The sequence below is a fragment of the Roseburia amylophila genome (assembly GCF_025567465.1).
Taxonomy (GTDB): Bacteria; Bacillota; Clostridia; order Lachnospirales; family Lachnospiraceae; genus Roseburia_C; species Roseburia_C amylophila.
The window spans coordinates 21,725-43,906 of record NZ_JAOQKI010000003.1 but is presented as its reverse complement, the minus strand read 5'-3'; the positions used below and the strand labels follow the sequence as shown (position 1 = coordinate 43,906).

Below are 22,182 nucleotides of genomic sequence, written 5' to 3'. Positions count from 1 at the left end.
CTGCTCCTTTAAAATTTACGGAAACGTTCATAACGTGCTTTTGCAATCTCTTCTCCGCTTTTTCCTTCATATGATTCTAAAAATTCGCGGATACATTTATGCATATAAACTGCAATGGAACTCAATGCCTCATCATCTGCTCCACCATACTCCGGTATAATTTTCTCGATAATGCCAAGTTCTAAAAGATCCTTTGCTGTTATTTTCATTACTTCTGCTGCTTCTTTGGCACGCTTGCCATCCTTCCAGAGAATAGATGCAAAGCCTTCCGGAGAAAGTACGGAATAAGTTGCATTCTCCATCATGCAGACTTCATTTCCAACTGCCAGTGCCAATGCACCGCCGCTTCCACCTTCTCCTATCATAAAGGTAATAACCGGAACTTTCAACCCTGACATTTCATAAAGATTTCTTGCAATAGCTTCTCCCTGTCCGCCTTCCTCTGCTTCCATACCGCAGAATGCTCCGGCTGTATTAACAAAGGTGATAACCGGACGATGGAATTTTTCTGCCTGCTTCATCAGGCGGATTGCTTTACGGTATCCTTCCGGAGATGGCATTCCGTAATTATGACGCATGCAGTCCTTCATGTCCTTTCCCTTCTGGATTCCGATTACCGTAACCGGTTGTCCGTCAAGGTATGCGATACCGCCCACAATTGCCGGGTCATCCCTGTAATAACGGTCTCCATGAAATTCTATGAATTTGGTAAAGATACTGTTGATATAATCCTCTGCTGACAGACGGTCTACCTTACGTGCCATCTTAACCTTTTCCCAGGCACTCTTTTCTTTTGTATTGTAAGCGCGTTCCCGCATCAACTCTGTCGGTCTTCCGTCTACTTCAGTTGCCGGATCAAATTTGGCATATCCACTTACTTTATGCATACGAAGGATTTCATACAGACGTTTCTTTAAATCCTTCCGTTCTACAATGGCATCCACAAAACCATGCTCTAACTGGAACTCTGCTCTCTGGAATCCCTCCGGCAGCTTCTGTCCGATGGTCTGCTCAATTACTCTTGCTCCGGCAAATCCAATCAGTGCACCAGGCTCTGCTAAAATAATATCACCTAACATGGCAAAGCTTGCTGTCACTCCTCCGGTTGTCGGGTCAGTTAATACGGAAATATATAAAAGTCCGGCATCGGAGTGTTTCTTTAAAGCTGCTGCCGTCTTTGCCATCTGCATCAGGGATACAATACCTTCCTGCATTCTGGCTCCACCGGAACAGCAGAAAAGAATAACCGGAAGTTTTTCTTCCGTGGCACGTTCTACTGCCCCCGCAATTTTCTCTCCGACGGCATGCCCCATACTTCCCATCATAAATCTGGCATCACACACACCAATGACCGCATCTTCTCCGTAAATCTTACCTTTTCCTACGGTTACGGCTTCCTTCAATCCGGTTTTCTCACGAACTGCTGTCAGCTTATCGACATAGCCCGGAAAATCCAGCGGATTCGTTCCATGCTCTTCGGCAAACCATTCTTCAAAGCTCTGTGGGTCTAATACCATCTTCAGGCGGTTTCCGGTTTTTACGCGGAAATATGCTCCACACTCATAACAGACATAGCGGTTTCTTACTACCTCTGCTTTGTTTACCATTTTGCCACAGGCTTTACAAAGTACTTCCTCTTTCTTTTTTTCTTCCTGTAAAATACCTTCTGTGGCATCCTTTACGGCTCTATTTTCCTTGATTTTATCCAGTAATCTGCTCACTTTACTCACCACTTCCAATCGCAAATGTCAACTCTGCCGTTGCAGCTATTTTTCCATCTACTGTTGCGGTTGCCTTTCCAACTCCAATCGGTCCCTTTACTTTTATGATTTCTGTTTCCAAAACAAGTACATCCCCCGGAACTACCTTTTTCTTAAATTTTGCATTGCTGATTCCTGCAAAATATGCGGTTTTTCCTTTGAATTCATCCTGACAGAGCATTGCTACCGCGCCGGTCTGTGCCAGTGCTTCTATAATTAAAACACCCGGCATTACCGGTTCTCCCGGAAAATGTCCTGCAAAATATGGTTCATCAAAGGTAACACATTTTTTTCCTACTGCACGAAGTCCCGGCACCAGTTCTTCAATCGTGTCAATCAGAAGAAACGGATGACGATGTGGGATGATTTCCATAATTTCTTTCGTTGTCAGTACTGACATTGTTCCCTTCTCCTTTATGCCTGATATTTTTTCAGAAGCAGACTTGCATTATGTCCGCCAAAGCCCAGTGAATTACTGATGGCATATGGTACTTCTTCTTCATATGCCTCTTTGCAGTAATTCAGATCCAGTTCTTCATCCGGTGTCTCATAACCTACGGTTGCATGAATGTAACCTTCCTCGATTTCCTTTACACAGGTCAGGCACTCGATGGCTCCTGCTGCTCCAAGAAGATGTCCAATCATGGATTTGGTGGAATTAATCCGGATATCCTTTGCATGCTCACCAAACACCAGCTTGATTGCTCTTGTCTCAAATAAGTCATTATGATGGGTGCTGGTTCCATGAGCATTGATATAAGTAATCTCTTCCGGATTTGCACCGGCATCCTTCATTGCATTTATCATTGCAGTTGCTGCACCTGCACCATCCTCTGCCGGAGATGTAATATGGTATGCATCCGAAGAACATCCATATCCGGTTACTTCTGCATAAATCTTTGCTCCACGTTTCTTTGCATGCTCCAATTCTTCTAAAATTACAATTGCGGCACCTTCTCCCATAACAAATCCACTTCTGTTTTTATCGAACGGAATGGATGCATGTTTTGGATCATCTGAAGAAGTAAGTGCGGTTAAAGATGTAAATCCTGCTATTCCAAGCGGAGTAATGCAGCTTTCTGTTCCACCTGCTACCATCACTTCTGCATCACCATACTGGATGGTACGGAAGGCTTCACCAATGGCATTCGTTCCGGATGCACAGGCGGTACTGATATTTAAGCTCTTTCCTTTTAATCCAAACTGAATGGATACATTTCCTGCTGCCATATTGGAAATCATCATCGGAACAAATAAAGGATTTACTCTTCCCGGTCCCTTTTCCAATAATTTGCTATGCTCTCTTTCGATTGCCTGTAAACTTCCGACTCCGGAACTGATGGAAGTACCCACACGGTATGCATCCTCTGCTTCCATGGAAAGTCCGGAATCCTCCAGTGCCTCTTTGGCTGCCGCTACGGCAAACTGGCAGAATGCTTCCATTCTCTTTGCAGAGCGGAAATCCATATATTCTTTTGCATCAAAATCCTTTACTTCTGCTGCAAGATGACATTTATAGTCTGTTGCATCAAAATGTGTAATCTCGCCAATACCTACCTTCTGCTGCTTTACTGCAGACCAGAATTCCGGCACATTATTTCCAATCGGGGTAATTGCACCCAATCCTGTTACTACAACTCTACGATTCATGTTCTTATCCTCTCTATCTAAACAATCCATCTTATGTCATTCGTCATCCGCTGTTCTTTCTAAGCTTTTTCATCAGCCAGTATTATTTCTGCATCTACATAGTCATTCCGCCATCTACAGCCAGCACCTGTCCTGTGATATAACCTGCCTCTTCGGATGCTAAGAATGCAACTGCTGCCGCAATTTCTTCCGGCTTTCCGATTCTTCCCAGCGGAATGTTATGAAGCATATTTTCTTTTACCGTATCCGGCAAATCCTTTGTCATATCGGTCTCAATCATTCCCGGTGCTACTACATTTGCAGTAATACCACGGGAGGACAGTTCTCTTGCAACACTCTTAGTCAATCCGATGACTCCGGCTTTGGCTGCACAATAATTTGCCTGTCCGGCATTTCCGGTAATTCCGGATACGGATGATATATTGATTATCCTTCCACTTTTCTGTTTTAAGAAATAGCGGGATGTATGATGAATGGTATGGAATACGCCTTTTAAGTTTGTCTCATAAACTGCATCAAATTCTTCATCATTCATCTTCATCACAAGATTATCTCTTGTAATTCCTGCATTATTTACAAGAATATCCAGATGTCCGTATTTCTTTATGATATCCCTGATCATGGTCTGACATGCCTCGTCATCTGCCACATTGCACTGATAGGATTCTGCTCTGCCACCCATATCGGTAATCATTTTTACTACTTCTTCTGCCCGCTCTTTACTGCCATTGTAATTTACAATTACCGTTGCTTTGTCTTCTGCCAGACGAAGTGCAATGGCACGACCAATCCCTTTGGCTGCACCGGTTACCAGTGCTACTTTATTCTCCAACATAAGCTTTATAATCCTCCAGTTTTTCAATGCTTACCGTTTTGACATCCCGGTTGATTTTACGCATAAATCCAGATAAAGTATGTCCCGGTCCGATTTCTACGAATTCATCATAACCGTCCGCGATCAGACGCTCAATGCTCTGCTGCCATCTTACAGAAGAAGATACCTGCTTCTTTAACAGCTCTTTTACCGGTTCTGTTGTGGTAACGTAATCTGCTGTCACATTGGTTACATACGGAATGCTAAATTCCTGCAGCTTTGTATTTTCCAATACTTCTGCTAATTTTTCTCCGGCTCCGGTCAACATGGCGGAATGGAACGGTCCGCTTACTTTTAACGGAACCACACGCTTTGCTCCAGCTTCCTTTAATGCTGCACCGGCTTTTTCTACTGCTGCTTCTTCTCCGGTAATTACAATCTGTCCCGGACAGTTATAATTTGCTATAGATACAATTCCTTCGGTATTGCTGCATACTTCTTCAATTGCCTTCGCATCCAGTCCTAAAACGGCTGCCATTGCTCCGCCGGTTGGTACTGCTTCCTGCATAAAGATTCCTCTTACACGAATGACACGGAATGCATCTTCCATACTCATGACACCGGATGCAATCAATGCACCGTATTCTCCAAGGCTTAATCCTGCACAAGCTGCCGGTTCTTTTCCAGCTTTCTTTAATGCTGCATAAATTGCTGCCTCTGTGGTCAGCATGGCAATCTGTGTATACTCTGTAATATTGATTTCTTCATTTTCTTCAAAACAAAGCTTTGCAATGTCAAGTCCGGTTACTTTTGAAGCAAGCTCATATACGGCTTTACTCTCTTCACAGGCATCATAGAAATCTTTGCCCATTCCAATATACTGCGCTCCCTGTCCAGGGAACATGAATACAACCTTACTCATTTTCTTCTCCTTATTTTCGATTCATCAGACGTTCTGCTTCTGATACGATAGAAGTAATAATTTCCTTACAGGACAATTCATCCTGTATCATTCCGGCAATCTGACCTGCCATCAGACTTCCATTTACCACATCGCCGTCCATCACTGCTTTGCGGAGGGAACCAAGGGTAAGCTGTTCTAATTCATCTAATGTTGCGCCTTCTTTTTCCATCTTCAGATACTCACGGCTCATCTTATTACGGATGACACGGATTGGATGTCCGGTACTGGAACCTGTTATTTCAGAATCAATGTCTTTGGATTTTATCAGCTTCTCTTTGTAGTTTGCATGTACGATAGATTCTTTGGCTGCCACAAATCTTGTTCCCATCTGAACTGCTTCTGCACCCAGCATAAATGCTGCAGCCATTCCTCTTCCATCTGCAATTCCTCCGGCTGCAATCACCGGTGCATCAATGGCATCTGCCACCTGTGGCACCAATGCCATGGTTGTAGTGGAACCGATATGGCCACCAGATTCCATTCCCTCTGCCACAACAGCATCTGCGCCACCGCGGACCATAAGTTTTGCCATAGCTACACTTGCTACTACCGGAATTACTTTAACACCTGCTTCTTTCCAGAGGCTCATGAATTTGGCTGGATTTCCGGCTCCTGTTGTGACAACCGGAACCTGCTCCTCAACTACCACCTTTGCCACTTCCGGTGCATTCGGATTCATCAACATGACATTTACACCAAATGGTTTGCTGGTGCGTTCCTTCACCTTGCGAATCTGCTCCCGAACCACTTCAGGTGGAGCACTGGCTGCACCGATAATACCAAGTCCACCTGCTTCAGATACTGCAGCAGCCAGATGATATTCTGCAACCCATGCCATTCCGCCCTGAATAACAGGCTCTTCTATTCCTAACAGTTCTGTGATTCTTGTTTTCATATTTTATTCCTCAACGCCCTTTGCTTTTAAGTAGTCAATAACATCTCCTACAGTTGCGATTTTCTCTAAATCTTCTGACGGAATCTCTACACCGAATTCTTCTTCCATGCTCATAACCAGTTCAAACAAGTCTAAAGAATCTGCTCCTAAATCATCCTTGAAATTGGATTCTGCTTTTACCTCTCCATCATAGTTTAACTGCTCTTTGATTAATTCTGCTAATTTTTCTAACATTATTTCGTTCTCCTTTTTTGTCTTTTCTTTGATAATACTTTGAGTTGCAAATATTTTGATTGTCAAATTATTTGCAACTCAAAGTATATACATAAGCATTTCTGTTGTCAACTATATTTTTACCTACTCGCGTAAACTACGAGAAACACGCTTTGCGTATTTCTCGAGTTATCGCGGTGCTCGCCAAAATCTGCTGAGAAAAGAAATTCGCTCAGGCAAGCCTGGCTCTTTCTTTTCTCTCAGATTTTTTCTCGCTACTCGCGTAAAAAAGACAGTGTCGGAACTTTCTGTTCTTTCACTGTCTTATGTTAGTTACTTCTTTTATTTTTTATCACTTATGCAGCTTTTTTACGATTTGATACTACAAAGTAAACACCTACTAATAATACTCCGATGCATAAGAAGAATACCGGATTGATACCGTCACCTGTCTTCGGTGTGCTGTCCTTCTCATGGCTGCCTGAAGTTACTGTCTTACCGGAATTGCTGTACTTGGTTGCGCCAATCACATTTCCGCCAGTCACTGCTGTGCCTCCACCGGTTACTGTAGTAGCGGAACCACTTCCGTTGTTGCTGTTGGAAGTATCTGTTGAACCATTGCTATTGGAATTATTTCCATTATCCGGAGTCGGCTGTGGATTCTCTCCTCCAAGGCTCTGGAAACTGATTCCATTTCCGGTTGCATATACCTGTGCCTGTGTTCCTGAATAACCGGAAATTGTGGATGGACTCCAGCTGCTCTGGCTTCCGATTGACGTTACACTCGCCGGAATCAAAATTGTACTGATACTGCTGCCGCTGAACGCATCTGTTTCAATGGTATTAACAGAATCCGGAACTGTCAGTGAAGTAACCGACTTGCAGTTTGCAAAAGCACCTGCTCCGATGGTTACAGTACTGGTCGCAATTTTTGCACCGGATTTTCCCTCCGGACAACGGATTAACCTGGTCATTGCTTTGTTATAAAGGCATCCGTCACTGGATGCATATGTACCATTTCCTGATGCAGCACTGATGGATGCCAGTCTGCTGCAGCCGGTAAATACATTGCTTCCGATGCTGGAAACGCCAGCCGGAATTGTAATTCCGGTTAAAGACGTACAATCATAAAATGCTTTATCCCCGATGCTTCCTACGGATTCAGGAATTGTAAACTGGGATAATGAACTGCACTCTGCAAATGCCTGGGAACCAATGGATGAAATTGAAGTTCCAATAGATACACTGGTAAGGCTTGTACAGTTATAAAATGTCTCTGCCGGAATAGAACCGATATCTCCTTCTATGCTGACAGAACCAAGGCTTGTACAGTTATAGAAAACTGCGGTTCCCATTCCAGTCACATAAGATGGAATCGTTACACTTGTAATGGATGTATTGGATGCAAATACACCACTTGCAATTGTAGATACTGACTCTGGAATTGTAATTGCTCCACCGGCTCCGCTGTAGGCAACCAGTGTTCCACTGTCATCTACTGTAAATCCATTTTCATCTGTTGTCTCGTCTGCCCGGACTGTCTGTCCCGGCATCACTGCCAGCAGCAAACATACTGCTGCAAAAATAGAAAATCCTTTTTTCAATATCTGCATCTCTCATCTCTCCTAGCTTTATCTGCTTGATACATTATACTTCTTATCTGCTTACTGTACACGCTTTGCCAGTATAAACATTCTTCCGTCCTGTGTATAATTATTGCAGGTAGAAAGAGTCAGTAGCTGGTCTCCATAAGTACTGTCTATCTCTGTGCCATATACAGAAAGCTGTGCCACATTATTTAAATATTCCTGATATTCTTCTTCGGAATCTGCATTCAGAAAATTATAATACCGGAATACATTTTCATCCTGATACTGGACCTCCGATAATCCCACTTCAATGACTTCATAGACTCCTCTTTCATAAAGAGTATTAAATTCTATCGTCTTATGGGCATTGTAGAAATCTTCGTCCAGATATTTCTTTAATTCGCCAAACATCATTCCGCTTTTCATATTATGTCCGTAAATGATGATATTGGTATCCCTGTTTATGTAATCATTTCTGGCATCGATAAAAAGGGTGCCATTCAGGTCGTCATTTTTATCAAAATCATGTTTCAGATAATAATCCGGTTCTTCCTGTGAAGACTGCATGACCGGATAATCAATATCCGTATCCGGAATATGTAACCATCCGATTAATTCCGGATTTTCCGCATACAGGGAAACATAATCCTCTAACATAATCAGTGGCTGCTCTGTTGTCTCTCCTGTTTCAGTTGCATCTTCTGTGATTTCCGGATTCATCTGCTCCGTTCCTGTTACAAGGTGCTCTACTACATTATTCTGTTTCTTATTCTGTAAATCCTTAAGCCTGTTAGCAGCTTTATAATCCGCATATTCCGAAATCGCATAATATCCGATACAGGCTGTCGCAACAATGATGCATACGATGCCGACCACCTTCTGCCAGGTAAAATGAAATGGCAGCTTTGCTTCTGCTTCCGCTTCTTCCTTGGCAATTTTTTCTTCTATCATGTTCTGCGAACTATCCGCAACAATATCTGAAATGCACCAGAAGAACGATTTTCCGATTTCACTTTTAAAACGGATTTTCTTCGTGCGCATCATGGTATACAACCGGATTGCTACTTCTGGATCATAAATATCCAGTTCATCGGTAATATACTTGATTTTCTTTAAATCTTCCTGCGCCTGCCTGTATTCCCTTAAGGTTTCGAATTCATAATCACCTATTTTATAAATCTTTTCATCCATAATTTATGATTCATCTGCCTTATCTTCTCATGGTCCAGGTAGTTTTATTATAGGTCATTTTGTCATCTTTCGCAAGATTTTTCCGCAAGATATACACAATGTACCATTTCTTATTTTTATATCGTCTATATCTTGCACTTTCTTTAGTCTAAATTGGATTTTTCCAGCAAATAACGGAACATCTGCTCCGCTGCTTCCTTATGTTCGGAGCCAAGGGCAATACCAAGAATACATTCCTTTTCATAATAACCGTGTTCAACCGGCCAGCTTCCGGCTCCAAGACGGATGCCTGCTGCAAAAGTATCTCCGGTGTCCTTATCCTCTACATAGAAGATATAATCCTTTAACTGTTCCAGCTCGTCTTTGGAAAAGTACTGCGTCAAATCTGCTATGGCACCAGACTGGGCAAGATTTTCAAAAACCATTTCATCAGCACCCAAAACATCTACTCCACCGCCTGCAATCACTGTCTGCAGGGACTGATAGGAATAGAGATTACTGGTATCTGTGCTGGTTAAATCCACATAATATGCATCATTTACCACAACCTCCTGGGCTGCTGTATCATATCCATATTGCTCCATGAATTCTGAGAAATCCGGTTCTTCATCTGCTGGCATACTCTTTGCATTTACTAATACAATCTGGGAAATATCTTCCTTTGTGGTCATATAATGATATACCGTCATACCAATCAAAATAATCACTGCAACTACTGCCAGTATTACAAGTCTGTAATAGTCCCAGACAAATCCGATCCGCTGTTTCCAGGTCATTGTCTTTAAATCAGCTTTCTTTTCCATATTATCGCCTTTCTTCCTCTGCCGGAGCTGTATTATCTCCTGTAGTGTCATTTTCTATGGTGTCATTCTCTGCCGCATTACCCTCTGTCACATCTGTGCCACTCTCCGCATCAGCATCATTGCCTGTACCAAGAGGTGCCACAAAATCTGCATACGGTAATTCTTTATGTAAATTTTCCATATAATCATACCAGATTTCTCCCGGATAGCTGGCTCCTGTCAGTCCTGGAAGTTCTGCCGGAATATCATATCCAACCCAGACGCTGGTGGTGTAATACTTTGTATAGCCTACAAACCAGCCATCCTTATTGGAATTGGTGGTTCCTGTTTTCGCTGCACTGGCAGTCTCGGACAATGCCATTCCCTTTGCTGTTCCTTGTGTCAGAACACCCTCTAATATATTGGTCATCCAACGGGCTGCATTGGTTTTATAAACCTGCTTTTCATCGACAATTTTCTGATAGATAGCGTTTCCGTCTGCATCCTGTATCTCTACAATGCAGGTAGGCTCCCGGTATTTTCCATCATTTTCTATGGTGGCATAAGCCGCCGCCATTTCTACCGGAGAGACTCCATTGGTAAATCCACCCAGGGATGCGGCAGGTCTTTCATCCTCCGGGGACAGCTTTGCGAAATTCATCTCCTTCAGATAGGAAATTCCTGTAACGGGAGTCATCTCTTCTAAAAGATTCCACGCCACTGTATTAATGGAATTTTCTACTGCATAACGCAAGGTTACGCTACCAAGATACCTGCCACTGGCATTTTCCGGTCCATCCTCAATCGGTGCATCTTCCACCACAGTATCCGGGGTATAGCCCCGCTCCAACGCCGGTGTGTATACAATCAACGGTTTGATGGCACTGCCCGGCTGCCGGTAACTCTGATAGGCGCGGTTTAGCATATGCCCGTCATATTCCTGACTTCTTCCGCCTACGACTGCTTTTACAAAACCGGTCTCATTGTCAATGCATACTGCCGCACTCTGCAATGTATAAATGCCCTCTTCATTGACATCGGTAAAATCCTGCAGCTTCTCATCCACTGCATTCTGAAGCTGCTCTTCCATATTTAAATCAATGGAAGTATAGATTCTATAGCCTCCTGTATAAAGAGACTGTTCGCAGGTTTTATACTGCTCCTGATAGGCATCTTCATAGGTCTTTCGATCTTCCTCCGAAGAAAAATCTGTCCGGAATTCAAAGCCCTGCTGCTCCATCAATGCCCGTGTTGCACAATAGCAGGCATAGGTCTCTACCGCATCATAACGCTTTGTTGGCTCTGCTGTGCTGAGTACAATCGTTTCCTGTCTGGCATCCTTATATTCCCTGCGGCTGATTTTGCCATCCTCATACATGTTTTTTAAAATGCGGTCACGTCTTCCTAACGTATTATCCGGGTTCTTATAAGGATTATACATCGTCGGATTATTCGGTATCGCACAAAGATATGCCATCTGGGACAATGACAAAAATGAAACATCTGTATCAAAATATCCCCGGCTCGCCGCCTGAATGCCATAATATCCATTTCCAAAATAAATATTATTAAGATAAAACTCTAAGATTTCATCCTTGGTATATTTCTTTTCCAGCTCTGTGGCAATGAAAATTTCTTCCATTTTTCGCTGCCACGTTCTGTCATTATTTAGGAAAATGGTTCTTGCAAGCTGCTGCGTAATGGTACTTCCGCCCTGGGTTACTTCTCCGTTACGCACCATTGCCCAGACTGCACGGATAATTGCCTTAAAATCGATTCCGCCATGACTGTAAAATTTTTTATCTTCAATACTGACCATAGCTTCTTTGACTTCTTCCGGTATCTCATCACTGGTCAGATAGCTTACATCCTTGGTGCCACGAAGTGACATGATTCTCGTTCCATTCACATCATAAACCTGGCTGGTCTGCTCCGCCCGAAATGTGTCCTTCGTCGACTCTTTTACAAACCGGACTGCCTCTTCATGCATGGCACTGACCTGACTGGCATACCCGCCAAAATAGTAATACGCCAGCCCGCCGATTACCAGAAGTATCAGAACTATCTGCAGCTTTACAAAAAGCCAGAAACCACGGTATTTCTTTTTTCTTTTTTTCTTCTCTTTATGGGACATGGGATTCCTCCATATTGCTCTATTTTACACTGTTCCATAAAAAGTTACAAGGCTACTGTTCCATTTGTCTTCCTAAAAATCCCGCCGCTGTAATAGCAAGCTTGCTTTCGGTTTCTCCCATTTTTGCAGTTTCATTTTTCTCATATAAAACAACTGCTCCGATGGCATCTCCTTCACAGATAATCGTGCTGATTGCCTGGTCATGATAGTTCCCGGTATCATCTAAGGTAATTCGTACAAATTTGCTGTCTCCCTGCTGTGCAAGAATATTTTTCCGGTCTTCGATCAGTTCCTCTAACTGCCTGCTGATTGGCTTTCCTTCGAATTCCTTCTTTCCGTTTCCTGCAGCCGCAATCACATGGTCCCTGTCGGTAATACATACCAGATGCCCAGTGCTCTGTGCCAGGCTCTCCGCATACTGTCCGGCAAACTGGCTCAGTTCTCCAATCGGAGAATATTTCTTAAGAATGATTTCACCTTCCCGGTCTGTAAAAATTTCCAGTGGGTCACCTTCCCGGATTCGCAGTGTCCTGCGGATTTCCTTTGGCACTACAACTCTCCCCAAATCATCTATTCTACGTACAATTCCTGTTGCTTTCATTAAAAATTCCTCCTGTTTCCTACATACTTTCCATTTTTGTGCTGTATGGGTAGTATGTGGAAAACAGGAGGAATTATGCAAACCTTCCTCGTATTTACATTTTTAAATCACTGGTGTTTTTATTAGCCAAAATCAATCTTTTTTCATTTTTGGCTAATAGTTCATTTATCCAATAACCAATCCGCAATATCGACTATCTTGATTCCCTCATATTGATATGCATCATGTCTCGTTCTGGCAATAACATACTTAGGGTATGCATCTTTAATCTGCAGTAGTGGTGATACCTCTCTTTCAAAAGTCTTATCATCACTTATGTTATCAGATACCTGAATATAAATTTTTTCGCTACGTTTAATTGCAACAAAATCTATTTCCTTTTTATACAATATTCCCACGTAAACCTCATATCCCCTACGAAGTAGCTCAATTGCCACAATATTTTCAAGTATTCGACCATAATCCATGTTTTTTGTTCCAAGTTTTGCATAACGAAAAGTATGGTCACTCAGATAGTATTTATCATTGCTCGACAAATATTTTTTTCCTTTAATGTCATACCTTCTTACTTTATAAAATGCGAATGCGTTGCACAAATACTGCATATAAGAGCCTACAGTCGTATGATGAATTTTTTCATGCATACTTCCTAATGTATTTGTAATACTACGGGCAGATGACAAATTTGAAATATTATCCATTAAAAAGTCCACAATTCTATCCATAAGCTGCACATTCCGTATTTTGTATTTTTTTCTGATATCCCGTATAATCAGAGTATCAAATACATCAGCCACATAATCAAATTTAGCTTCCTGATCTTTATAAAGATAGGAACCTGCCATTCCACCTTCAAGCACATACTCATCTAATGCCTTATACTGATTCTTTAATTCAAAATACTCCATATATTCCCCGAATGAAAAAGGATACATTTTTATTTCAAAAGTACGTCCGGTAAATAATGTTGCCAAATCAGAACTTAGTAAAAAGGCATTAGAACCCGTAATATAAATATCATATTTTTCACTTGCATGCAGTCCATTTACTGCTTTTTCAAAATCCTTGCACATCTGCACTTCATCAATAAATACGAAGTTTTCCCTGCCTGCCACATAATGTTCATTTACATAATCATATAATGCACGATATGTTAGCAAGTCATCATAATCCGGTAAATTAAAATTAATCTGAATAATGTTGCAATCTGGAATTTCTTTTTCAACATATGTTCTAAACGCTTCCAGCAATTTAGACTTTCCACTTCGTCTTACACCTGTAACAACTTTGATATCCGGAGTTCCAAGTACATTAATTAACTTATTCAAATACTGTCGCCGTTCTATCAGTTTCATGTACACCCATCCTTTATACATATTATGTGCTTATTATATTGTGTATATTAGCCAATATCAATCTTTTTTCAATTTTGGCTAACAGTTGTAACTAAACACATATTATATATTGTGAAATTAAGTTCCTACTTACTACTGTTTTTCTCTTCTCTTTAAAATCGCCATAAATCCAAGGTATAAAATCAACTGCACAATGGATGACATCGGTGTCGCCAGTCCAATTTCAAATAAGGACGGATTCGGACGAAGACTCATAAAATAGGACACCGGAACACGGACACCAAAGGCTCCGATGATTCCCTGAAGCATGACAAATCTCGTCCTGCCGATTCCATTATAAAATCCGGTATAGCAGAAAAAGATTGCGGTAAACATGCAGTCAATGGCGTATGCCTTTAAGTAATCTGCCGCCGCCAGAATAACCGCTTCATCTGAAGAGAAAATGGATGCCAGTAAATCCTGCAGCGCAATCGGCGCTCCAAGCCTGTCATTTTCTTAAGAGATGGCTGGTTCATTTCTGCCTTTCCTTCTGGTTTAAGATTGTAAATGCAACAACACAGATGATTGCGGAAAGCAGGGAGCCTGCTGCCGTTGCCAGCCCCATCGGGAATAAGGTATCCGGGAATAAAGTCGAAGTCAGATAAACGCCCGGAATTCTTACCAGTGTAATTGCAATGATATTATGTAAAAATGAGATGCCGGATTTGCCGCAGGCACAGAAATATCCGCTGAAGCTGAAATGAATTCCTGCGAACATGCAATCCCAGACATATCCCCTTAAGTATTGACCTCCCAGACGTACCACTTCCGCTCCCGATGCATCCGATGCATCTGTAAATAACGCCACCACCGGACTGGCGAAGAACTGCATGAAGATTCCTACGATAATTCCAAAGCCCACTGTAATCATCACAGCATAGCGCAGTGTTTCATTGGCACGCTGCCTCTTTCCCGCTCCGATATTCTGTGCACCAAGTGCAGATACTGTTGATAACATGGAGGACGGAATCAGGAACAGGAAGCTTATTATCTTTTCCACGATTCCCACAGCCGCTGCATCATTTAATCCACGCTGGTTCGCAATGATGGTGATAATCATAAATGCCACCTGGATGAAACCGTCCTGCAATGCAATGGGAATACCGATTTTTAAAATCTGTCCCATTACATTTCGGTTCGGTCTGAAATCTTTTCTGCTAAGAGAAAATTTCTCCCGCTGTCTTATAATCATAACGAGGGAAATCATTACACTAATGACCTGGGCGCAGGTAGTTCCAAGAGCTGCACCTGCCGGTCCAAGATGCAGTCCGCCGATAAATACATAATCCAAGACAATATTTGCTACACATGCAATGGTAATAAAGTACATCGGACTCTTGCTGTCACCCATGCCACGGAAAATTGCACTGATAATATTATATGCTGTAATAAAAGGAATCCCGATAAAGCAGATGGTAAGATAGGATATCGTTCCCATTACTGCTTCCTGTGGTGTAGACATTACTGTTACAATTGGTTTTGTCAGCAAAAGCAGCACAATCATCAGCACAAGGGCAACTCCCATAAATAGGATTACCGTGTTTCCAATTCCTTCTGCCACCCGTTTCTTATCTTTGCTTCCAATCGCCTGTCCGATGCTGACCGTTGTTCCCATGGCAAGTCCCACCAGCATAACTGTTATCATATGCATGACCTGTGAGCCAATGGATACCGCCGTAGTGCTGGCAACTCCTTCAAACTGCCCGATGATAAATAAATCTGCCATTCCATACAATGTCTGTAAAAAATAAGATAAAAGGTATGGCAGCGAAAATATAATTACATTTTTAAATACACTTCCTGTAGTAAGATTCCGTTCCATCATTTCATTCTGCTTCCTCTAAGCCAGTGCTGCGCCCAGATGACGGGTCAGCAAATCCACCAGCCATGCATGGTCTTCTGCTGACAGCTCACTCTGTCTTACCAGAATCACCTGATTGGACAGATTTCTGATATAAATATAATTTTCATAGAATCCCCAGTCCTTATAGGCAGTCCACAGATTCACACCCTCCGCTATTTCTGATTTTATGCTGATGCTTTCTTCACTGAAAATATACTTGCGGTGGCCACTTACCAGTGCCTTCTGTGCATTTGCGTAAAATCTCTTAAGTCGTGCTTTCTGCTGTACCTTTTTCCCGCCGCATGCAAAATATAGAAAAGCTGCCCAAAGAATCATAAAAAGTGAACCCATTTCTGCCCTGCCAAGCATAAAGCTTAACATTCCGGACGGCAGACAGATTATGCACATAATCACAGAAGTAATCGTTACCACTTTTCTTCTCTTCCGGTATACATCCGATTGCAAAGTTATTTCCAACAGCGCATCCCGCTCTTCTTTTCCGATTTCAATTTCATATTCTAACATCTCTGTTCCCCCATTTTCTTTTCATCTATTTTTTATTTATTTTCTTTCCATTCATTTCTCATTTACTGCTTTTCCCAGATGACGGGTCAGTAAATCAATCAGCCATGTCCTCTCTTCTGCCGACAATTTATCCTGTTTTACAAGAACATTTTCATTCGACAGATTCCTGATGCAGATGTAATTTCCATAGATTTCCCAATCCTTATAAAGTGTCCATGCAGTATTTCCTTCTGAAACTTCTGATTTTAAAAGAATTCCCTCTTCACTGAAAGTATACTTCCGATAACCGGATTTTAGTTCTTTATCCATTGCTGTAACAGATTTCTTTAATACCGTCTTCTGCATCAGCTTGCTTCCTCCGCATATCATAAAAAGACTATATGCAGCCAGGAGTGAGCAAAGTACAACAAGCCTTGTATCACTATTTGTTACTCTCCATATTATAATCAAAATACAAGCTACAATCAGAATTGAAAATTTTATTGCTTCCGCTTTTCTTTTCTTTCGATACTCCTTCGAATTCAAAGTGATTTCAAGCAGCGCATCCTGCTCTTCTTTTCCGATTTCAATTTCACATTCTAACATCTCTGTTCCCCCATTTCTTTTTTCTAAAAACATTGTAATGAACACTGCTTATTCTGTCAAACACTATCGGTTGTTACCTTTGCTGTTCTGCTTTTGCACGAAACTCTGACTCCTTTTGAAATTCTGGGAGCACTGCTGATACTAATCGGTGCGATACCGACTTCTATAGAAAATGCCTCATAGACGCATAAAATGTCTATGAGGCATTATAACTTTACTCGGCAAATATCTGCTCAATTATTTTATCAAACTCTAATGTGTGATATCTTCTTTTTAATGAATCGAGATTGTAAAGTGCCTGACCATTTATCAGTCCATTACAAGTATCATTATCATCTCCTTTATTTTTTGCTACAGCTCCCGAAAATTCCAAATCATCTGTATCAGAAAGCCATAAGGATGTCAGAAATCCTTCACACTGAATTCCAGGCATTGTATATCCATACATTCTTTGTGGCATAGATAAACCGTGCTGCATTCCTAATGTTACAATTTTTCCCAATATAGCCAGTTTTTTATTCCCGCTATACTCTGCAATTCGCATTAAATCTGGTACGAATTCTACAAATTCATCGTCCACATAGCTACATCCCGGAATAACATCACACCCTGCCCAGCCAGTTGTTCCAAAATCATTCTTTCCAAGAAGTGTATTTTCATCAAACGGAATATCCCAAAGATAAGTCCATGATGCAAGAATCTGTGCTGCTGATTTTGCGCCATACAAATATCGTTCTTTTTTGGTAGTTTCATAAGCCAACAACAATGTCCGCATATTATACATTACTCCAACAGCATCTATCTTTACAGACTTTTTATGTGTTGTATCATTTAATCCTCCCAGATATAAAACATCTTCTATATAATGTTCCATAATAAAATCAGCAGCTTTACACAATGCACTTCTATATTTCTCATTACCGGTGTATTCATGTACTAATGCTAATACTTCTCCCGGAAAAATTGTTCCTGACCCCTGCTCTATCACATTACTTCCAAACCATTCTTCCGGATAAGTCATTGGAGTACCTTCCATCGTATATGCCCGATACCAGGAGCCATCTGTATTCTGAATTTCAATCATTTTATCACAAAATGCAACCACTACATCCAGCCAGTCTTTATGTAATGTTCCATTTTCCTTTTCCTCAAGAAAACAGAGCATTAAATAATACATAGCCTCCGTCATAGTCCGGCAATAATTTCCTTTTGTTCCTTTTAATTTTTCTGCAATTCCCATCATTGCACCTACGACCTGATTGCCCAGAAATTTTTCTAATTCTTCTCTGTTTTCCGAATACTGAAATGGCATTAATACGCCAGTCCACCAATAAACAAATTCTTCTTTTTCTACACTGTACATCGCATTCGGCAAACCACTTTCTGCAATACAGTGTTCCACAAAAAATTGTATTGTTTTTAATGCCCTTTCCCTATATTCTTCCTTTCCTGTTTCTTCTGCAGCCCGAAACATTTCATAGCAAACCATAGTCTGATTTCCGGAAAATCCATATTCCAGTACGTTTTGATTTCCATAATTTTCTCTCGGCGAGAAATGACACACATAACCACAAGGATGATTTTTCTTTTCCGGAAAATCTCTAAAACTATTGTGTAATAAGTCTCTTCTGTATGGTATTGTTTCTTCTAAACTAAATGGATGCCTGATATCATCATTAAGAATTCGTTCCATCTGAAATACGCTCGTCTTCCACGATGCTTCTGTCAGATTTTCAGCTTCTCCAAACTGCAGGATATATGAAACTTCCAATTCTTCTCCCTGTTTTATCTTTCGATATGCAGCCCACTCCGATCCATCTACATTTAAGCAAAATGAATTTCTTTCATAAAATGGATAATCACAACGTAACAAAAATTCTTCCATTCTATTTGCAGACGGTGCAATTCCCAGGGATCCAATATCTGTATTATGAACAAAATGCCTTTCCGCTATCTGTTTTCTGGTTATTGTAGTATCCACCTTTGGAATATCTGCCCGAATTAGTGAAATAAATTGCTTGTCATTTTTTGCAAATCCTGTCACTGACAAATTTGGATTTCTATCATCCTTATAATCCTGCTCGAAAGTTCCAAGATAATCATCCTGTCCATTCTGGTCTGTATCATTCTTATTATAAAAAGCTCCCGGTATTACAAATTGATAATCGTCAAAATTTTTTGCATGTTTTGATTTACAATGGAATTCCGTAGATATCCGGATAGCAGTCTCTTTTTCTGCTGAAATGCAGGCCACCTTTCTGCTCAATTTTATATTATTTGTATTTTGTTCCCACATATCAGTAATATGAAATCTATTTTCTTTATTTACTTCTACGTCTGCTTCTGCAATATAAATGTTTTTTTCATTTCTTATTACATCATACTTTGCTTTCTTGTTTCTTTCCTTTAAAATCTGAATCTGAACCGGCCACGGTACTTCTATTTTTATTCCGTCCCTTTCTATTAAAACTTCATTTTTTTCTAATCCCACCGGAAATTTAAGTTCCATCACATCATCCCTTCCTTTCCACTAATTCGATACAAATTTGATTTTTCCTACCTGCTATAAGCTTTTCTTCCAGTTCAGCCTGATGTAGCACAACAGAGGTACTATTTATCTGATTCTTCCATACTTCTCCATTTATGCTAAGTTCACCCAACTGATATTCTCCATAATCCAAATGTTTTCTGTTATAAAAGGAAACACATACTTCTTTTTCCGCAAATAATGTGTCTACTGTTAAAACTTCACCGGAATCATACTGCTCCTTTACTAGTTTTGGTTCAATTAATAAGTCTCCAAGTTGTCCACGTATGCCATATACCTGTGTCAGCATCAGAAAAATTGTCCAGCTTCCTGCACCAGTAACATAGGAATACATTCCCCTTCCTCTACTGCTGATATATTCCGGTACACCAGGATATATTTGTGCCATTTGTGTATTTGTAGAAAGTTCATAAATAGATTTTATAATCTGATAACCTTCCCTTGCATACCCTCTGCTATATAACGCATAAGCATACATAGTTGTCATATGACTAAACATGCCACCATTTTCTTTTTCTCCATAAATAAGTGCAAATCCTCTTCCAAAATTCCAGGTATTATCTCCCAATGGTAACGTCAGCCTGATTCCTCCGGTATTTTTATCTGGAAGATAATTATTTACAGCATGGATTGTTTTTTGAACCTGTTCATCCGTTGCCGCCCCTGACATAATAGAAAAGGTCTGGGCTGTCAATCCAAATCGCAATTTTCCATCTCCAAGAATTCCATCAACTGCATTTCCATCATTGTTATAATAACCATTAAAAAAGCCTTCTTTTGATGATAATTCAATCCATTCATTTTCTCGGACCTGCTGCAATAATTGTTTTCCTTTCCAGCGCAACATATCTTTTAATTCTAAAACCGGTATTTTTTTCTTTTTTCCGCTTATTCCAAATCTTATGTGTTCATAATATTTCTTTAATACTTCCACTTCTTTTTGGGGTTCCTTTTCCTTTAATCCCTCAAGCAGTACTTCCATTTCTTCAAATACAGAAATCGTTTTTCGGTCTTCTTTCTCTATTTGAATCTCAAGTAAATCTGCTATATCACATATATTTTTTCCATAAAAAGCCGTAAATGGTATTGTTTCCCCTTTATCCGGAGCCATATCCAACTGATCATTCCAATCCCCATCTTCAAGCTTTATATTCCCATGTTCTCCAATATTTAAGCTGCAAATTAAATTTTCTAAAAGTAAATGCTCTAATATTGTTCCGGTATAACATTCACCATCCTTTGTCTTTTGACTATTTCCATCTTCTTTTTTCCAATTTGTGTCAATCCTTTTCGCTCTTTCAATTTGTGCATCTTTCCAGTAAGACACTTCTTCATCTAAAATAGAAATATCTCCAGTTTGATTCATATATAACAACAGTGTAAATAATGGCCAGACACCATGATCCATCCAAACTCTGGATATTTTGTTTCTGTCTGCCTGAAAATTGCCCTCACCGTCCAAAATAATAGTTGCATTACTTCCATCCAGTCTGACACCTTTCATGTTATGAACAAAAACACTTCGAACCCGCATTGGATTTTGTAATAATAATGTCAGATAATCCTGCCACAAATCTCTCCACCCGCGACCACCTCTTCCATAATCATGATATGGAAGAAATGAACAACCATATATTTTTCTTAAAACAGGCTGTATACTTACCCACCTTAACCAGCCATCAAACTTATCTGAATTGCCCTGAAATTTTATCTTGTCAGCTTCTCCATTCCAATGCTCTTCATTTTGTTTCCACGCAGCTTCAACCTTTTCTTTACTGTTATACTTTTCAAACTCCTTGTTAAAATTTTCTTTTTCAGTAATTCCAGCGCAGATAATATATTCTTTTTTCTCGCCTGGTGCTAACCGTACCTTTGCAAAACGCATTGCGCCAATGCATTCCATACCATCTTTCCGATATGTCATATCATGTTCTGGTATACTATTTTCTACTACTGTTCCAGGCCAGTCCAATGTTCCTCCCTTTCCAATAAACTCCTCTACTGTAGGGAACATTTCTACTGCTGCCTGCCCGCTTTCATCTGATCCATATACAAAATAACTTGTATCATTCGGTTCATGACCTCTTTCATCATGGTGTATCGTTGGCTTTACAACAATCCCGTTTTCTTCCAATGTTATCCTCTGCATCAGTGATGTTGCATGTCTATGATCTCTTAAATTATCTGCCGATCGTCCAAAAATAGGGAATGCCGCTGTTGGCACAAATTCCAGAATCTCTGACCCGTAATTTTCCAGAATAACCCTGTTAATTTCTACTACATCCTCATTTGCCGGACAAAACGTTGTAAAAATACAGTTTAATTTCAATTCAGGAATTGTATAATACAAGCTGTGATATAGCAATCCGCACTCTATTTTATTCCATTTTTCTTCATCCTTAAAACAATGCTCTGCTCTCTGTCTTGCAGAATTTCCCACCACAGAAAATGCTCCCTGCTCTTTTGTATAAACCCAGAAATTTCTTCCAGAACGATTATTATGTAAGTCCTCTACTGAAACTGGCAGATACAAAAATTCATTTTGATTCTTTTTGGCATCTCCATTTAAGCAGGGTGTCACCGATGCTTTCATTCCAGCCTCATTGCATATAGGAAAATATAATTGATTTACTTCCCGGGCATTTTCACAAACAAACGTCCCTTTTTTGTCAATAAAATTCCACTTAAATCCGT

Annotated in this window: 19 protein-coding genes and 1 pseudogene; all 20 read right to left on the bottom strand. The window is 40.6% G+C overall.

The genetic code is table 11. The features are described from left to right. Nucleotides 1-8: 8 nt before the first annotated feature. The 20 genes and pseudogenes from OCV43_RS02620 to OCV43_RS02525 all read right to left on the bottom strand — a co-directional run bounded on the left by OCV43_RS02620 (nucleotide 9) and on the right by OCV43_RS02525 (nucleotide 22,081). On the bottom strand, nucleotides 9-1,721 hold the full coding sequence (locus OCV43_RS02620) for an acetyl-CoA carboxylase carboxyltransferase subunit alpha (RefSeq protein ID WP_227700682.1): 1,713 nt from the start codon (nucleotides 1,719-1,721) through the stop codon (nucleotides 9-11). Nucleotide 1,722: 1 nt separating this feature from the next. Continuing rightward, a complete protein-coding gene (gene fabZ / locus OCV43_RS02615) occupies nucleotides 1,723-2,160 on the bottom strand; it encodes a 3-hydroxyacyl-ACP dehydratase FabZ (protein WP_262623349.1) in 438 nt (145 codons plus the stop codon). A gap of 14 nt (nucleotides 2,161-2,174) precedes the next feature. Next, the gene (fabF, locus tag OCV43_RS02610) at nucleotides 2,175-3,410 is read right to left on the bottom strand and encodes a beta-ketoacyl-ACP synthase II (RefSeq protein ID WP_262623348.1); all 1,236 of its coding nucleotides are present in this window, start codon (nucleotides 3,408-3,410) and stop codon (nucleotides 2,175-2,177) included. Nucleotides 3,411-3,504: 94 nt separating this feature from the next. Further along, complete coding sequence (fabG, locus tag OCV43_RS02605; protein WP_262623347.1) at nucleotides 3,505-4,245, bottom strand: 3-oxoacyl-[acyl-carrier-protein] reductase; 741 nt, start codon at nucleotides 4,243-4,245, stop codon at nucleotides 3,505-3,507. Further along, nucleotides 4,232-5,146, bottom strand: a complete 915-nt coding sequence (gene fabD, locus OCV43_RS02600; protein ID WP_262623346.1) for an ACP S-malonyltransferase — start codon at nucleotides 5,144-5,146, stop codon at nucleotides 4,232-4,234. Before fabD ends, fabG begins: the two co-directional genes overlap by 14 nt. A gap of 10 nt (nucleotides 5,147-5,156) precedes the next feature. Then, nucleotides 5,157-6,083: an enoyl-[acyl-carrier-protein] reductase FabK gene (fabK, locus tag OCV43_RS02595; protein WP_022243651.1), complete on the bottom strand. Its 927-nt coding sequence runs from the start codon at nucleotides 6,081-6,083 to the stop codon at nucleotides 5,157-5,159. Between the two features lie 3 nt (nucleotides 6,084-6,086). After that, complete coding sequence (gene acpP / locus OCV43_RS02590) at nucleotides 6,087-6,317, bottom strand: acyl carrier protein (protein ID WP_022243652.1); 231 nt, start codon at nucleotides 6,315-6,317, stop codon at nucleotides 6,087-6,089. Between the two features lie 335 nt (nucleotides 6,318-6,652). Then, nucleotides 6,653-7,909, bottom strand: coding sequence for a leucine-rich repeat domain-containing protein (locus OCV43_RS02585; RefSeq protein ID WP_262623344.1), 1,257 nt, complete (start codon nucleotides 7,907-7,909; stop codon nucleotides 6,653-6,655). Between the two features lie 51 nt (nucleotides 7,910-7,960). Beyond that, nucleotides 7,961-9,076, bottom strand: coding sequence for a class B sortase (srtB, locus tag OCV43_RS02580; RefSeq protein WP_022243654.1), 1,116 nt, complete (start codon nucleotides 9,074-9,076; stop codon nucleotides 7,961-7,963). Between the two features lie 143 nt (nucleotides 9,077-9,219). Continuing rightward, nucleotides 9,220-9,879 (bottom strand): hypothetical protein, encoded by a 660-nt coding sequence (locus tag OCV43_RS02575; RefSeq protein ID WP_262623343.1) that lies wholly within the window; start codon nucleotides 9,877-9,879, stop codon nucleotides 9,220-9,222. 1 nt (nucleotide 9,880) lies between these two features. After that, the gene (locus OCV43_RS02570) at nucleotides 9,881-11,992 is read right to left on the bottom strand and encodes a transglycosylase domain-containing protein (protein WP_262623342.1); all 2,112 of its coding nucleotides are present in this window, start codon (nucleotides 11,990-11,992) and stop codon (nucleotides 9,881-9,883) included. A 52-nt stretch (nucleotides 11,993-12,044) separates the two neighbouring features. Then, a complete protein-coding gene (gene spoVT / locus OCV43_RS02565; RefSeq protein ID WP_022243657.1) occupies nucleotides 12,045-12,593 on the bottom strand; it encodes a stage V sporulation protein T in 549 nt (182 codons plus the stop codon). A 161-nt stretch (nucleotides 12,594-12,754) separates the two neighbouring features. After that, entirely contained in the window at nucleotides 12,755-13,948 is a 1,194-nt protein-coding gene (locus OCV43_RS02560; protein ID WP_262623341.1) for an ATP-binding protein, read from the bottom strand. Between the two features lie 132 nt (nucleotides 13,949-14,080). Next, nucleotides 14,081-14,257 carry a hypothetical protein gene (locus tag OCV43_RS02555; RefSeq protein WP_262623340.1) on the bottom strand — a complete coding sequence of 59 codons (177 nt, stop codon included), beginning with the start codon at nucleotides 14,255-14,257 and terminating at the stop codon, nucleotides 14,081-14,083. Nucleotides 14,258-14,266: 9 nt separating this feature from the next. Next, a pseudogene (locus OCV43_RS13965) lies at nucleotides 14,267-14,365 on the bottom strand (hypothetical protein); the annotation flags it as partial. Nucleotides 14,366-14,459: 94 nt separating this feature from the next. Next, nucleotides 14,460-15,812: an MATE family efflux transporter gene (locus OCV43_RS02545; RefSeq protein ID WP_331494958.1), complete on the bottom strand. Its 1,353-nt coding sequence runs from the start codon at nucleotides 15,810-15,812 to the stop codon at nucleotides 14,460-14,462. Nucleotides 15,813-15,827: 15 nt separating this feature from the next. Next, nucleotides 15,828-16,355, bottom strand: coding sequence for a hypothetical protein (locus OCV43_RS02540; protein WP_262623339.1), 528 nt, complete (start codon nucleotides 16,353-16,355; stop codon nucleotides 15,828-15,830). Nucleotides 16,356-16,406: 51 nt separating this feature from the next. After that, nucleotides 16,407-16,940 carry a hypothetical protein gene (locus tag OCV43_RS02535; RefSeq protein WP_262623338.1) on the bottom strand — a complete coding sequence of 178 codons (534 nt, stop codon included), beginning with the start codon at nucleotides 16,938-16,940 and terminating at the stop codon, nucleotides 16,407-16,409. A 214-nt stretch (nucleotides 16,941-17,154) separates the two neighbouring features. Next, a complete protein-coding gene (locus OCV43_RS02530) occupies nucleotides 17,155-19,449 on the bottom strand; it encodes a hypothetical protein (protein WP_262623337.1) in 2,295 nt (764 codons plus the stop codon). Nucleotides 19,450-19,453: 4 nt separating this feature from the next. Next, nucleotides 19,454-22,081 carry a GH36-type glycosyl hydrolase domain-containing protein gene (locus tag OCV43_RS02525; RefSeq protein ID WP_262623336.1) on the bottom strand — a complete coding sequence of 876 codons (2,628 nt, stop codon included), beginning with the start codon at nucleotides 22,079-22,081 and terminating at the stop codon, nucleotides 19,454-19,456. Between the last annotated feature and the right edge of the window lie 101 nt (nucleotides 22,082-22,182).